We start from the raw sequence: 13,748 nt of genomic DNA, 5'->3' as shown, positions 1-13,748 counted from the left end.
CTGACTGGTCCTATTCACGATGCAACTTGTTTAGCAGCGTGGTATGAGAAACACCTAGCTCGGCAGCAGCCTTACGAACGCTTCCGAGACGGTTGACCGTATCTTGAATGATCTTTAATTCATAGGTCCGGACAAGGTTACGCAAACTGGTCTCTGGAACAGAACTCGAACTGCTGTAAGCAGCCTCAGCCGGAGGCGTATTGGCACCGTCTTCTGCAGCGTCCTGAAGATTTGCCGGCACGGACTTTGGCAGAAAAGAGTCTGTCATAAACAAGTTTGGCGACAGGACTTCAGACTCACACAGGTAGCAGGCCCGCTCAATGATGTTCTGCAGTTCACGAATGTTGCCGGGATATGCGTACTCTCGAATGGCATTCTGACTCTCGACGGATAGCTGAAACTTGCGCTCCAACCGTCGTTCCATTCGACTGATGAAGGCCATGGCCAAGGGAACGATATCATCTTTACGATCACGAAGGGGCGGCAATTGAATCGGGATGACATTCAGGCGGAAGAAGAGGTCCTGGCGAAACTGACCCGTCGAAATCAAATGTTCCAGATTTCGATTTGTGGCTGCAAGCACTCGCACATTTACCTTTCGTGACTCAGAATCGCCGACACGGCGCAACTCAGATTCGGACAAGACACGCAACAGCTTTGCCTGGACTGCAGGATTCATTTCGCCAATCTCGTCCAGAAATAGGGTCCCTCCGTCCGCAACTTCAAACAGACCCAGCCGTCCTCCTCGCCTTGCACCTGTAAACGCACCTTCCACATACCCAAAAAGTTCACTGTCCAACAAAGTTTCCGGGATTGCAGCACAGTTTACAGCGACAAACCGGTGCTGACTTCGCGCTGAAGCATTGTGGATGGCTCTCGCCATCAATTCCTTTCCAGTTCCGCTTTCCCCAGTAATCAAGACAGGTACATCCCTGGCAGCAATAGCCTTCGCTATATGCACTTGCGCCTTCATGGAATCACTCTTGTAAATCAATCCGGAAAAGGACAGGGTCTCGTCGGACCCTTCTCTGTCCATGACCCGTCTAATAAGGTTCTGCTCATCCGCTTCATACGGCAGTGAATCAATTGCGTCGACCCGCCTCACCCCCGACACGGACTGTAGGGCGGATTGAAGTTGCATTGTCTGTGTGTTTGAGCAATGTAAGCGGATGTACACATACCGTGACACCACTTCCATGGCTTCTACATCTCCACCACAGTCTGCAACCGCCGACACAATGTCTCGAACCATTCCAATTCGGTCGTCTGTCTCCAAACACCAACGAATGCTCACTTGAACTTACGCCAGTCCAGTTTGGACTCCTTCAGGATATCTTCGAAAGACACATCTTCTTCTTCCTGAGGCTCAAACAACTCGGCAAAAGACTTCTTTTCGTCCGGCGTTTCCCTTACTTGCTTGGACGAACCAGCACGTTTGTCCTGACGCAATGACGGGGAACCCCGTTGCAATTTTTCTCCCTTGGTGTCCGCTGACGCGGCTTCTTTCTCCAACTTGGATTTGAGCCGGCTCAGTTCTTCCAAAACACTGCCCTGCAAGTGTTCTTGAACATGAGCCTTGTCGTCTTCTTTCTTTTCTGCCTTCGCTTTTTGAACCGGATAGTCGGCGGCGTAATCCGGCTTATCATTTTCCGCAGAAGCCGCCCGATTGTGATGGGTTCGTTTACTCATGCGCCTCACCTGCCATTCGCGTTTCGAAATACGCCTTTTCGTCCCGTACCAGATGCGGGTGTTGATGCAAATAATCCCGAAGCACAGCATCCTCCCACTCTGCAAAATCTGTTTTCCCACGGCCTGCCTCAGGACTATAGTCACTCAATTTCCGATTATAGAGAATTTCCCATTCTTCAGCACCGTCGCGCTTATCACGCTGTGATACTTGCATGAAGATCCCGGTGTGTTCCCCCTCCGTTTCAACATACATCATCATTTCGTAATTGTCCCATTGATGAGTCCATTCCAACGGATCCATAACCGCACACTCCTTTCTTAACAGTTTACTCGCAGGAGCGTTTCGGAGGCAACGCATGAGAGGAGGAAAGTTGTGCACAATAATCAGTGGTTTGATACAATAAGTAAGTATTCGAAGGACAACCTTAGGTTTGTACTGATGATGGAGGAATATTGTAATGAGAAGATACTTTCTTATTTTAATGGTCATTGCACTGGTGATTGTTGCCTACGAAACATTTAAGCCGCAACCTGCATTCCCGTCGGCTAATGCAGCTTCTGCAGCGGCAGTTACAACTACAATACGGTAATCCTGTTTCCACCCATGACTGCTGGTCTGTCAGCAGTCTTTTTGAATCAGCTTGATTTGAGTCACCTGAATTTGAGTCAGCTTGAGAGGAGAATTTGTCTTGGACCCTAGGTTTGACGAGTTCATTGACCGCACAGCCACCGATTCTATGAAATGGAGTGGCAGAGAAGCCATATACGAAAACAAGAATGCTATTCCCATGTGGGTTGCTGACATGGATTTTCCTGCTCCGCAGCCTGTCATAGACGCATTGACGACACGGATTCAGCACGGAATTTACGGTTACGGCGGCTTACCGGACGATTACTACCAAACAGTGCAGCACTGGCTGCAAAAACGCCATGGGTGGCCGGTTGAAACCGAATGGTTGACACACGCCCCTGGTGTTCTCGCTGCATTTGCCTACATATTAAGTCTAGTAACCAATCCTGATGACAGCGTCGTAATTCAGACACCCGTGTATCACCCGTTTAAAAAAATCATTACTAATTTAGGTCGTACCCCCGTAACAAACTCGCTTAAGGTCGAAAATGGTCAGTATGTCATGGACTTGGAAAACTTGGAGGAAATCCTGCAGTCTGGGGTGAAAGTCGTCGTTTTGTGCAGCCCGCATAACCCTGTGGGACGTGTCTGGACCAGAGACGAACTGCGCTCTTTTGGAGAACTATGTGAGAAATACGACGCATTCGTGATTGCTGATGAAATTCACTCCGACTTAATTCTGCCAGGTTTCACGCATACACCGTATGCTTCCCTCGGTGGCGAGTTGACCCGTCGCTCAGTCACATTTGTGGCCCCAAGTAAGACCTTTAATTTAGCAGGGTTTCATGCAGCCATCGCAATCATACCTGACGAGAAACTCAGAAAGCAGTATATCGCAACGTTGGATAAGTTCCACATTGGCAGACCTGACATTCTCGCCAAGGTGGCATTACAGACAGCCTATCAAGAAGGTGAACCATGGCTTGAAGGGCTCTTGCAGTATATCGACGAGAACATCAAGTACCTGGATAAGACGCTGCACAGCCGCATCCCGCAAATCAGCCTGACAAAGCCGCAAGGGACTTATTTAGTATGGCTTGATTGCCGCAAGCTCGGGTTATCCCAGGAAGAACTCAAATCCTTCATGACGCATACTGCAGGGATTGCCCTCAATGAAGGAAGTATGTTTGGCGAGGAAGGGACTGGCTTTATGCGAATGAACTTGGCTTGTCCGAGAATGCTTCTGGAGAAAGCACTAGCACAATTGGAATCTGCCGTTAAGGAACTGTCACCGTCATTTTGAACACCTTTACAAATAGGCTCTGAGACAGAAAACAGGCTCTCTCTAGCACAGAGGAGAGCCTGTTTTCTATCTATTGTCGATGTCTGCACGGGTGTCCGACCGCTATGCTAAAGCCTCTTTCAGTGCCTTCGTCATCAACGGTACAACCTCGAACAAGTCTCCGACAATGCCGTAATCTGCTACTTGGAAAATCGGAGCTTCAGGGTCTTTATTAACCGCCACAATCACCTTGGAATTGGACATACCGGCCAGGTGTTGAATGGCTCCTGAAATGCCGCACGCAATATACAAATCCGGTGTGACCACTTTTCCTGTTTGACCAATTTGCAGGGAGTAGTCGCAGTATTCCGCATCGCACGCTCCACGCGATGCACCCACCGCGGCACCAAGCACATCAGCCAACTCCTGCAGGGGTTCAAAACCCTCCTTGCTTTTCACACCGCGGCCGCCGGACACAATAATCTTGGCTTCTGTCAAATCGACTCCGGTTGATGTCTTCTTGATAATCTCCTGAATGACAGTGTTTAGGTCAGCTTGTTCAAAGGAAACGTCCAGGTTCTCGACAGATCCGGCCTTCCCTTTTCCTGCTTCTGCAGGGGGCAGGTTGTTGGGACGAATTGTGGCCACAACCGGGGTGCTGTTCACCGTCACTTTGGTAAAAGCCTTACCTGCGTAGATGGGGCGGGTAAACACCAATTCATCGCCTTCGACCTCCATACCCACAACGTCGGAGACTTGGCCCGTACCAAGACGCATTGCTATCATTGGCGCTAGGTCTTTTCCAACGGCCGAGTGTGCCAGGAGAATAACTTCTGGAGACGCGGTGTTATAAACCTCCATCAGAGCCTTTCGATAGGCTGCAGGTGTATAGTCCTTCAGTGAGTCAGATTCTACCGCATAGACCTTGTCTGCACCGAGATTGCCCAGTCCCTCTGCGAGCCCTGATACGCTTTCACCAATCAACGCGACGCTCACTTCACCGCCTGCCGCGATGGCAAGGGCTCCGCCAATCATTTCGTGAGTTACATTTCTTAGTTTTCCGTTTCGAATGTCAGCAACAACCAGTACGTTTTTAGCCATCTAAATTCCCCTCCCGCGCTTGCTGTGCATGTTGTGCCTTGCTTCTTGCTTCATTCGTCCATCAGCTTATTAGTCCAGCACTTTTTCAACGTTCTTCAGCGCATCCACTAATTCGTTTACTTGGTCGGAAAGTTCACCGCTGAGAATCTTTCCGCCCTCCTTGGGCTTTGGAAGATAGGTTTCCGTTACTGCGGTTTTCGCTGCGATATCATCCTTGCTTAAGCCCAGGTCAGCTGCTGTCAAGCGGTCCATCGGCTTCTTCTTAGCTTTGCGAATGCCGATAAGTGAGGGATAACGTGGATCGTTGAGTCCCTGCTGAGCCGTAACGACTACAGGCAGTTTGGCAGTTACAATTTCTTCATCGCCTTCTGCATCGCGGTGGCCTGTTACGGCATCTCCGTCTACCTTCAACTCTGTAACTGTTGAAATATGAGGGATATTCAACTCCTCTGCCAACCGCACCGCGACTTGACTGGATCCGTCATCAACGGCCTGGTTCCCTCCGAGAATGATGTCATACTCACGGTCCTCTATAATTGCGGCCAGCACTTTTGCGGCAGTATATTCGTCACCAAACAGTTCCTCGTCACTGGCGAGGACTGCAGAATCAGCACCCATAGCCAGGGCAGTCAGCAATGCTTCCTCTGTACGCTCAGGACCTACAGAAATCACTGTTACTTCTCCGCCGTGCTCTTCTTTCAAGCGAATGGCTTCCTCAACTGCGTATTCGTCATAGGGGTTAATCACAAACCGGACGCCGTCTTCTTTGATGCTTCCGTTTTCTACCACAATCTTTTCTTCTGTGTCAAATGTCTGCTTCAGACAAACTAATATGTTCATGTGTTTGCACTCCTCTCCGATTTGACCAACTGTGATACGGTCAATCCGTGTAACAGTAAATCTACGACATCGGAACTTTGAGCCTCCAGGTCGTACTTACTCCCGGTCAAAACCCACGCAGTCACAGTTTCATCCATGGTTCCAAACAGCATTCTCCGAGCAAGGCGACGATTGATGCCAGGGCGAAACATACCTTCGTCAATGCCTTGATTCACAACATCGTCAAGCGTGTCGTAAAACGGTTTCATGATGTCTCCAATTTGCCTTCTAATATTAGCGTCCACTTGCCGCAAGTGTACCTGCGTGACCATGGCAAGTTCGGCATCACTGCCTAATTCCCTGAAATACAAGGTCACCAGCCTCGACAGTTTCTCGGTGGCAGACATACCAGAAAGCAGTTCCTCGGTTGATCGTTTCACAATTTGACTGATACAACTGCGAATCAAGGAAATCAAAATGTCCTCTTTGTTTTTGAAGTAGAGGTAAACGGTTCCATCAGCGACACCGGCCACTTTGGCGATCCGTGAAATCTGCGCATGATGGTATCCCGCCTGGGCCATCACCGTAATTGCAGCACGAAGAATCGCATCGTGTTTTAATTCGTCCCGGCGATTTGCGATAACCCTCCTCCTCCTAGTGAATGAATACTCATTCATTATTCATCCTCATTGTAGGTGGTGAAACTGTAACTGTCAATAACGCTGAACTGTGCCTAGTCTTCATGAAACCTCGACCTAGTCAGAGCAAAACTCGCAAAAATTCAAGTGAATTCAAATGGACACATCAATCTGGGCGGACAAATGAGGGAGCGGCCGTTCTTTACCTGTTCCTTAACTCGGGTATCACATCCCGGCCGCTCTGGTGTAGAGGGTACCGTCTACGTTTACTCGTTTGGAAGTCCCAGTGCCTCGCGCACTTTCGGTTCTACCTTCTGAAAACCGCGATCGCCGGCGGCACGAAACTTCAATTTACCTTCCTTGTCAAAAATGAAAAAAGCAGGTACGTACTCATTTTGAAATCGAGTCGCCAGTGCCTTGCGGTGGTCGAGACCTATAGGCTGATCCATCTGGTACTCCGCCCTGTCACCCTTGACCTTCTCAACATCTACGTCCGCATCATAGCGCGGCATATGCACAGCAACAACCTGTAGACCGTCCTTTTCATACTTGGACTTAATTTTCATCAGTTCGGGCATTGTCTCATGGCAAATGTGGCAGGAGACTGCCCAAAAGTGAATCAGCGTTACCTTCCCCGGCTCCAGCTCGGGCATTCCTTCGCTGTTAAACCACTCGGTTGCTCCTTCAATAGTTGGCATTTCCGTCCCTAGTCGCATGGGCATGCAGTATCACCTCCAAATGATGGTTTCCAGCTTTCTCAAAAAGACAGCATTCACAGTAACTGCTGCGAGGCTGGACAATTTACGTTTCAGCTCTATCACATGCTAAAAAAGAGGAACGGCTCGCAGGCCGATCCCCCTTTCTGGCAGCAGCAGGCCCTAGCGGCCAACCGCCTCAGACTTCGAGCAACGCATCTCCAGGCTGCCAGTTTGCCGGACACATGCCGCCTGCTTGCAAGGCTTCGAGAACACGCAGGGTCTCATCAACACTGCGGCCAATGTTCAGATCGTGTACCACTTGGTAGCGGAGTACGCCATCGGGATCGATAATAAACAGACCTCGCAGTGCTACACCTTCAGCCTCAACCAGCACGTCGTATTTGCTGGCAACTTCCTTCGTGAAGTCTCCGCCTAACGGATAGTCCAAACCGCCCAGGCCATTGTCTTCTTTTGGTGTATTAATCCATGCCTTGTGACTGTGCACACTGTCTGTGCTAATCCCCAGAACTTCGGCATCCAAGTCTTTAAACTCTTGCAGCCTGTCATTCATCGCAATAATCTCTGTCGGGCAGACAAAAGTGAAGTCGGCGGGATAGAAAAACATAACCAACCACTTGCCTTTATAGTCAGACAGTTTAACACGCTCATCCAAGGTTTTCATGTTCTTTGTTGACAACATGTCGAAATCTGGAGCTGGGTTCCCAACTAACGGCATTCCCATCAACCTCCTATGTAATCTGATTGTGAGGCAATTGGCTTTACCACACAAACTGAATTATACTATTTATCGATACCCATATTCAAATTGGCAAGGGGCCTATTGCATATTCTTATGGCAAGTTTGAAAAATATCAGCCCGGTGCAGGTGGCTGCCAAGCTATGCGGCGGTGGGCTGCCAGCTATGCGGCGGTTGGTAGGAGCCGATAAGAGATTTGCAACGCAAGCTCCACAGGCTAACAATCAATCGGCAGCGAACTGTATGAAAGACTGCCAAAACACTAGTAGCGAACTAATTAAGACGTCTCATCCATGGCAGCGGATCCTGATAATTTACATGGAGAGGGAGGAAACACTATGTCAGAACCAGACCAAACGGAACAATGGAGTGTATCACACCTCGCCGTGACAGACTTGATGACACAATTACTCGGCTTGCTGCGGGATAAGGGCTATAATCCAAGCAACCACATTTCCTATGACCGACGCAACCACCATCTACTGTTGGATCAGCAGGTTACAGCAGGCAATCCCGACATTCGGTCTATGTACAATGCCTACTTAGAAGCCTGTAGGAAACGTGATGAAGAGTTGGAACAAGTAAAGCAAATGCCAAAGACAGACCTTGGCTTTTGATGGATCGCGTGTCTAGCTTGGATGGGGCTTGGTACGTCTAAGTAGACAACAGTCCATATATTACCTATCCTGGATGTCTGTAGTCGATTTGGAGTGCAACTTTGGAGCACGATTCGGGGGCTTTGAAGTGCCAATACCCATCAGGGGTATATGCAAAGGTAACGACTGCCTGATAGCGATCCCACAGGTGCTTATTTCTCGCTTTCTGTTACAAAGCCGCCTAATAAGCTCCTGGGAGGAGCTTAAGTGGCAGTGAGAGTGCCATTTCGGGCTAAAATTGCTTGCTTAAGCTCTTCTGGGGAGTCTATTTCAATAACACAGAGCCGTCAGATCCATATAAGCTCTTTTGGGATCCTTATTCCAGGCCTGTCCTCTTGATTTCGGGCCTATCCCTTTGATTCAGGACCCATACCTCGCCATCCGAGGGCCTCATCCTCTGCGGCGACCTAGTCCATCCGCTTATCGTACAATCCAACCCGTTTTCCAATTGGACTATCCTAATATTGTAGATAAACAGGACTGTCCTGTTTATCTTCTTAATCTATTCAAAAGAACTAATCGTCCAATCACTCAATCCCACACCCCAGCCTGGATGTGGTTGGTAACTTTGGAGTGCAACTTTGGAGCACGATTCGGGGGCTTTGAAGTGCCAATACCCATCAGGGGTATATGCAAAGGTAACGACTGCCTGATAGCGATCCCACAGGTGCTTATTTCTCGCTTTCTGTTACAAAGCGGCCTAATAAGCTCCTGAGAGGAGCTTAAGTGGCAGTGAGAGTGCCATTTCGGGCTATAATTGCTTGCTTAAGCTCTTCTGGGGAGTCTATTTCAATAACACAGAGCCGTCAGATCCATATAAGCTCTTTTGGGATCCTTATTCCAGGACTGTCCCCTTGATTTGGGCCTATCCCCTTGATTTCGGGCCTATCCCTTTGATTCCAGGCCTGTCCCCTTGATTCAGAACCCGTGCCTCGCCATCCGAGGGCCTCATCCTCTGCGGCGACCAGGTCCATCCGCTTATCGTACAATCCAACCCGTTTTCCAATTGGACTATCCTAATATTGTAGATAAACAGGACTGTCCTGTTTATCTTCCTAATCTATTCAAAAGAACTAATCGTCCAATCACCTGCTTGTCATGCTGCGAGCCTGCGGGAAGTCCGCGTCATCGCATACGAAAAACAACCTTTGGCTGTCGACAAAAATAGGCGCCCAAAATTACTTGCGGGCTGCCTTAGATTTTGGCCTCCTGCGGTCGGTACCTTCTCACGGGCTGCTCGCAGGGCCAGCTTTATAGTGTTGGTCGGACACGGCTAGACTCAGACGAATCCTCATTTAATCCATTCAATCCCTTGAAATCACCCTGTACTCCCACAGTCCCTCGACACACGCTTCCGACTGCTTCTAATTACGGTGCAACGCGATTACGATTCGCTCAGAACTGTTTCCACGGGCACTTCATCGTGCATGACGTCTTCTAATGATATAGAGTCCAATGCTCTGGTGACTGCATCCATAACCCGAATCCACACTGGCCTAGTATGACAGCCTTCCACTCTACAACAGAATTCCTCAACAGCTTGCACGTCATCCCCAATGCATCCAATGGGGGACAGAGAACCTTCAAGTACTCTTACCAATGAACCAATTTTAATATCAGACGCAGCTCTGCTCAGCATGTACCCGCCATTTACGCCTCGTACACTTTTCACAAAGCCTGCCTTTCTGAGTTTTGCTACGATTTGATCGAGGAAAGGCTCAGGAATATTCTCAGACTCTGCAATTGTACGAAGGGGTACAGCATGGCGCTCACCTGCCATCAAAGCCAGTGCAACCATTGCCCTAAGGCCATATTCCGTCTTCTTGGCGACCTTCAAAGCCTATCCCCTCAGCTTTCCGTTCGGGTTAGCAAAGACTGCTGTATCTCTGAGAAGCACTCGCCCTTGAGGTTGAATTCGCTTTGTCCGAATTACTCCTCAAAGTCGATGTACACTTCACCGTCCCGAATCTCAATTTGGTAAGTCTCCACAGGCATCACGCACGGAAACTTCACTGCCGCACCCGTCGAAACGTCAAACTGTCCTCCGTGTTTGGGACACTGAACGACACAGCCCTCCAGTGTTCCGTCCGTCAAAGTCTCCCCTGCATGGGTACAGATGTTCGAGGTGGCATACCATTCATCTTCCATCGTATGATACACACCGATATATTCGTCATCGATTTCTACATTCCTCATGCTTCCTTTTGCAACTTCCGCTGCAGAAGCCACCTTCGTCCAACTCACACGCACATCTCCGTTCATCTTCAACTCTTCAACTCTTCAACTCTTCAACTCTTCAGACACATCGACACAATTCATATCAAATCGGACGTTTGGGAAGCATCACGCTTCCCAAACCCGCTTTAACATTATCCTACAGAACCTTCCATTTCAAACTTAATCAGGCGATTCATTTCCACCGCGTATTCCATCGGCAGTTCACGCGTGAAAGGTTCGATAAAGCCCATGACAATCATCCGAGTGGCTTCTTCTTCCGACAACCCGCGACTCATCAAATAGAACAGTTGCTCTTCGCTGACCTTGGATACAGTCGCCTCGTGTTCCAATGTAACGTCATCGTTCATAATTTCATTGTACGGCATGGTATCCGAAGTTGAATTTTCGTCAAACAGAAGTGTGTCACACTTTACGTTGGACTTGGAGCCGTAAGCATTTGGCGCAAAACTGGTCAAGCCGCGATACGTAGTTTTTCCGCCCTGCTTACTGATGGACTTGGAGACAATCGTTGAAGTCGTATTCGGAGCATTGTGAACCACCTTTGCTCCTGCGTCCTGATGTTGTCCTTTACCGCCTACAGCAATGGATAGCACCATCGCTTTGGCGCCTTCCTCCATCATATAGACACTTGGGTATTTCATGGTCAGTTGTGAACCAATGTTGCCGTCTACCCATTCCATCGTAGCGTTCTTATACGCTACGGCACGCTTTGTCACTAGATTATAGACATTGGGGGCCCAGTTCTGAATGGTTGAATAACGACAGCGAGCATTGTCCTTCACCACAATTTCGACAACGGCACTGTGCAGAGAGTTGGTGCTGTAAACCGGTGCTGTGCACCCTTCGACATAGTGCACGAAGCTGTCATCATCACAGAGAATCAAAGTTCTTTCGAACTGTCCCATGTTCTCCGAATTAATCCTGAAGTAAGCCTGGAGCGGGACATCACTTTTGACGCCTTTTGGTACGTAAATGAAACTTCCTCCGCTCCACACTGCGCTGTTCAACGCTGCAAACTTGTTGTCTTCAGGAGGTACAACGGTGCCGAAGTACTCCTTGAACAGTTCAGGATACTCGCGAAGGGCAGTGTCTGTATCTGTGAACAGAATACCGAGATCCTCCAGGTCCTTACGCATAGAGTGATACACAACCTCGGACTCGTACTGCGCTGACACACCAGCGAGGTACTTTTGTTCCGCTTCAGGAATTCCGAGCTTATCAAATGTGTTCTTAATTTCGCTCGGAACTTCCTCCCATGTCTTGCCCTGTCGCTCGGAAGGTTTTACATAGTACGTGATATCGTCAAAGTTGAGATCAGACAGATCGCCGCCCCAGTTGGGCATTTTCTGCTTTTCAAACAACTCCAAGGAGCGCAGACGGAAGTCTGTCATCCAACCAGGTTCATTCTTCATCATGGAAATCTGTTCAACGATTTTCTTGTTCAAGCCTTTTTGAAACTTGACAACAGAAACGTCCTTATCGTGGAACCCATACTTATACTCTTCCAAATTCGGCATTGTCTTCGCCACGACAATCGACCTCCTTGTACTGAATTGTGTCCAAAATCAGCTTTCAAAGCCTATCTTCAGCGAACCCGTAAGACCGTCTTCAATGAATCCGTATGTGAATTCATTTCCGTGACTCTTATGCGTCCGCTTCTTGCTTTTGCAATGCCTTCTCAAGGGCCTGCCAGCCAAGCGTTGCACACTTGAAGCGTGCCGGAAACTTGGACACGCCTTGTAAAGATTCCAAATCGCCTAATTCCTCTGCATCTATATCTTCGCCCTTCACCATCTGGCGAAACAGTTCCTGCATCTGCAAAGCTTCTTCAACTGTCTTTCCCATCACAGCTTCGGTCATCATCGAAGCGGAAGATATGGAAATGGAGCACCCGCTTCCAAGGAACTTCACATCTTGAATCACGCCGTCCTTTACAAGCAGTTGAAGAGTGATTTCATCTCCGCAGCTGGGGTTTCGCATATCCACATCCACAGTGCCTTCATCAATTTTCCCACTGTTTCTCGGATGCTGATAGTGATCCATGATGACTTGGCGGTATAAATCATCCAATTGCATGGTGAAAGAACTCCTTCGCTGACTCCAAGGCTTTTACCAAGGCGTCAATATCAGACTTCGTGTTATACATATAAAAGCTGGCTCGTGCGGTTGACGGCACTTCCAAAAACTTCATCAAAGGTTGCGCACAGTGATGACCGGCACGAACCGCCACTCCTTCAGCGTCAAGCACCGTTGACACATCGTGCGGATGAACCCCCTTGAGGTTGAAAGTGACTAGACCGCCCCGCTCCTTACCTGCGGCCGGCCCGTATACTTCGATGTCATCCAGCTCAGACAAACGCTCCATAGCGTATGCAGCTAATTCCGTATCATGACGATGAACGTTCTCCATCCCCACTTCACTCAGGTAATCAATGGCGGCCCCCAAACCGATAGCACCCGCAATGATGGGTGTACCGCCCTCGAACTTCCACGGGGTATCCTTCCAAGTGGATTCCTCCAGTTCGACCACATCAATCATCTCGCCGCCAAAGTAGGTAGGCTCCATTTTATCCAGCAAAGAGCGTTTTCCGTAAAGCACTCCCACACCTGAAGGACCGCACATTTTGTGTCCGGAAAAAGCCAAGAAGTCACAGTCCAACTCTTTTACATCCACTGACATATGAGGCACACTCTGAGCGCCGTCCACCACCAGAATCGCACCTGCGTCATGGGCAACTTTGGAAATTTCCTTAATGGGGTTGATGGTGCCAAGTACATTTGACACGTGTGCAATGGCAACCAGTTTGGTCTTCTCAGTGATAACCTCACGTACAGCTTCCATTGTAACAGTACCGTCCTGCTCCAGCGGGATGAATTTCAGTTTTGCTCCAGTTACGCGAGCAACCTGCTGCCACGGCACTAAGTTGCTATGGTGCTCGGCAGCCGTCGTTACAATTTCGTCTCCCTCTTGCAGAGTTAGACGCGCATAGCCGTAAGCCACCATGTTAATGGATTCCGTCGTTCCCCGCGTAAACACAATTTGCTCAGATGAGGGCGCATTAATAAAATGAGCCACTTTCTCTCGTGCCAGTTCGTAAGCTTCCGTCGCACGAGACCCCAGTGTGTGGACACCACGGTGAACATTTGCATTATCTTGCTGGTAGTACCGCTGCACCACATCGAGCACTGTCTGTGGCTTTTGTGATGTAGCAGCACTGTCCAAATAGATGAGAGGATGCCCGTTGATCTCCTGTTGAAGAATCGGAAAATCCCGTTTCAACTCAAGAGGATTCATGTCA

The 13,748-nt window shown here is 49.0% G+C and carries 16 protein-coding genes; 3 read left to right on the top strand and 13 right to left on the bottom strand.

What is annotated here, in order from left to right:
- Positions 1–10: 10 nt before the first annotated feature.
- From GI364_RS07635 to GI364_RS07625, 3 genes are read right to left on the bottom strand one after another with little or no spacing between them, the layout of a single operon-like run.
- Entirely contained in the window at positions 11–1,294 is a 1,284-nt protein-coding gene (locus tag GI364_RS07635) for a sigma 54-interacting transcriptional regulator (protein WP_198853038.1), read from the bottom strand.
- Complete coding sequence (locus GI364_RS07630; RefSeq protein WP_198853037.1) at positions 1,291–1,689, bottom strand: hypothetical protein; 399 nt, start codon at positions 1,687–1,689, stop codon at positions 1,291–1,293. The genes GI364_RS07635 and GI364_RS07630 overlap by 4 nt, the downstream gene beginning before the upstream one ends.
- Positions 1,682–1,990 carry a hypothetical protein gene (locus GI364_RS07625; protein ID WP_198853036.1) on the bottom strand — a complete coding sequence of 103 codons (309 nt, stop codon included), beginning with the start codon at positions 1,988–1,990 and terminating at the stop codon, positions 1,682–1,684. Before GI364_RS07625 ends, GI364_RS07630 begins: the two co-directional genes overlap by 8 nt.
- A gap of 157 nt (positions 1,991–2,147) precedes the next feature.
- Between GI364_RS07625 and GI364_RS25110 the strand changes: the two genes are divergently transcribed.
- Positions 2,148–2,279 (top strand): hypothetical protein, encoded by a 132-nt coding sequence (locus GI364_RS25110; protein WP_255524614.1) that lies wholly within the window; start codon positions 2,148–2,150, stop codon positions 2,277–2,279.
- A 99-nt stretch (positions 2,280–2,378) separates the two neighbouring features.
- Complete coding sequence (locus GI364_RS07620) at positions 2,379–3,563, top strand: MalY/PatB family protein (protein WP_198853035.1); 1,185 nt, start codon at positions 2,379–2,381, stop codon at positions 3,561–3,563.
- Between the two features lie 102 nt (positions 3,564–3,665).
- Here the strand turns inward: GI364_RS07620 and GI364_RS07615 are convergent, their stop codons facing one another.
- From GI364_RS07615 to GI364_RS07595, 5 genes are all read right to left on the bottom strand, one after another.
- Entirely contained in the window at positions 3,666–4,643 is a 978-nt protein-coding gene (locus tag GI364_RS07615) for an electron transfer flavoprotein subunit alpha/FixB family protein (protein ID WP_198853034.1), read from the bottom strand.
- A gap of 69 nt (positions 4,644–4,712) precedes the next feature.
- Complete coding sequence (locus GI364_RS07610; protein WP_198853033.1) at positions 4,713–5,483, bottom strand: electron transfer flavoprotein subunit beta/FixA family protein; 771 nt, start codon at positions 5,481–5,483, stop codon at positions 4,713–4,715.
- Entirely contained in the window at positions 5,480–6,139 is a 660-nt protein-coding gene (locus GI364_RS07605) for a fatty acid metabolism transcriptional regulator FadR (protein ID WP_198853032.1), read from the bottom strand. Before GI364_RS07605 ends, GI364_RS07610 begins: the two co-directional genes overlap by 4 nt.
- 227 nt (positions 6,140–6,366) lie before the next feature.
- Positions 6,367–6,822, bottom strand: a complete 456-nt coding sequence (locus GI364_RS07600) for a TlpA disulfide reductase family protein (protein WP_198853031.1) — start codon at positions 6,820–6,822, stop codon at positions 6,367–6,369.
- Between the two features lie 172 nt (positions 6,823–6,994).
- Complete coding sequence (locus GI364_RS07595) at positions 6,995–7,540, bottom strand: peroxiredoxin (protein ID WP_198853030.1); 546 nt, start codon at positions 7,538–7,540, stop codon at positions 6,995–6,997.
- Between the two features lie 353 nt (positions 7,541–7,893).
- Here GI364_RS07595 and GI364_RS07590 point away from each other — a divergent pair, with 353 nt between their 5' ends.
- On the top strand, positions 7,894–8,172 hold the full coding sequence (locus tag GI364_RS07590) for a hypothetical protein (protein WP_198853029.1): 279 nt from the start codon (positions 7,894–7,896) through the stop codon (positions 8,170–8,172).
- A 1,423-nt stretch (positions 8,173–9,595) separates the two neighbouring features.
- On the opposite strand, the gene GI364_RS07585 is transcribed toward GI364_RS07590, so the two are convergent.
- The 5 genes from GI364_RS07585 to GI364_RS07565 form a co-directional block, all read right to left on the bottom strand.
- A complete protein-coding gene (locus GI364_RS07585; RefSeq protein ID WP_198853028.1) occupies positions 9,596–10,048 on the bottom strand; it encodes an RrF2 family transcriptional regulator in 453 nt (150 codons plus the stop codon).
- Positions 10,049–10,140: 92 nt separating this feature from the next.
- On the bottom strand, positions 10,141–10,455 hold the full coding sequence (locus GI364_RS07580; protein ID WP_198853027.1) for a Rieske (2Fe-2S) protein: 315 nt from the start codon (positions 10,453–10,455) through the stop codon (positions 10,141–10,143).
- Positions 10,456–10,580: 125 nt separating this feature from the next.
- Entirely contained in the window at positions 10,581–11,966 is a 1,386-nt protein-coding gene (gene sufB / locus GI364_RS07575) for a Fe-S cluster assembly protein SufB (protein WP_198853895.1), read from the bottom strand.
- A 127-nt stretch (positions 11,967–12,093) separates the two neighbouring features.
- Complete coding sequence (gene sufU, locus GI364_RS07570; RefSeq protein ID WP_198853026.1) at positions 12,094–12,525, bottom strand: Fe-S cluster assembly sulfur transfer protein SufU; 432 nt, start codon at positions 12,523–12,525, stop codon at positions 12,094–12,096.
- Positions 12,512–13,744, bottom strand: coding sequence for a cysteine desulfurase (locus tag GI364_RS07565; RefSeq protein WP_198853894.1), 1,233 nt, complete (start codon positions 13,742–13,744; stop codon positions 12,512–12,514). The genes sufU and GI364_RS07565 overlap by 14 nt, the downstream gene beginning before the upstream one ends.
- Between the last annotated feature and the right edge of the window lie 4 nt (positions 13,745–13,748).

Origin of the sequence: Alicyclobacillus sp. SO9 (assembly GCF_016406125.1) — a bacterium.
In the GTDB taxonomy this organism is placed as follows: Bacteria; Bacillota; Bacilli; order Alicyclobacillales; family Alicyclobacillaceae; genus SO9.
This window is presented reverse-complemented; position numbering and strand designations above follow the sequence as displayed.

What these genes read in the sequence shown, in the direction of transcription:
- GI364_RS07630 (WP_198853037.1), bottom strand. Translation starts at nt 1,689, where the DNA reads ATGAGTAAACGAACCCATCACAATCGGGCGGCTTCTGCGGAAAATGAT.
- GI364_RS07625 (WP_198853036.1), bottom strand. Translation starts at nt 1,990, where the DNA reads ATGGATCCGTTGGAATGGACTCATCAATGGGACAATTACGAAATGATG.
- GI364_RS25110 (WP_255524614.1), top strand. Translation starts at nt 2,148, where the DNA reads ATGAGAAGATACTTTCTTATTTTAATGGTCATTGCACTGGTGATTGTT.
- GI364_RS07615 (WP_198853034.1), bottom strand. Translation starts at nt 4,643, where the DNA reads ATGGCTAAAAACGTACTGGTTGTTGCTGACATTCGAAACGGAAAACTA.
- GI364_RS07610 (WP_198853033.1), bottom strand. Translation starts at nt 5,483, where the DNA reads ATGAACATATTAGTTTGTCTGAAGCAGACATTTGACACAGAAGAAAAG.
- GI364_RS07605 (WP_198853032.1), bottom strand. Translation starts at nt 6,139, where the DNA reads ATGAATGAGTATTCATTCACTAGGAGGAGGAGGGTTATCGCAAATCGC.
- GI364_RS07600 (WP_198853031.1), bottom strand. Translation starts at nt 6,822, where the DNA reads ATGCCCATGCGACTAGGGACGGAAATGCCAACTATTGAAGGAGCAACC.
- GI364_RS07595 (WP_198853030.1), bottom strand. Translation starts at nt 7,540, where the DNA reads ATGGGAATGCCGTTAGTTGGGAACCCAGCTCCAGATTTCGACATGTTG.
- GI364_RS07590 (WP_198853029.1), top strand. Translation starts at nt 7,894, where the DNA reads ATGTCAGAACCAGACCAAACGGAACAATGGAGTGTATCACACCTCGCC.
- sufB (WP_198853895.1), bottom strand. Translation starts at nt 11,966, where the DNA reads ATGCCGAATTTGGAAGAGTATAAGTATGGGTTCCACGATAAGGACGTT.
- sufU (WP_198853026.1), bottom strand. Translation starts at nt 12,525, where the DNA reads ATGCAATTGGATGATTTATACCGCCAAGTCATCATGGATCACTATCAG.
- GI364_RS07565 (WP_198853894.1), bottom strand. Translation starts at nt 13,744, where the DNA reads ATGAATCCTCTTGAGTTGAAACGGGATTTTCCGATTCTTCAACAGGAG.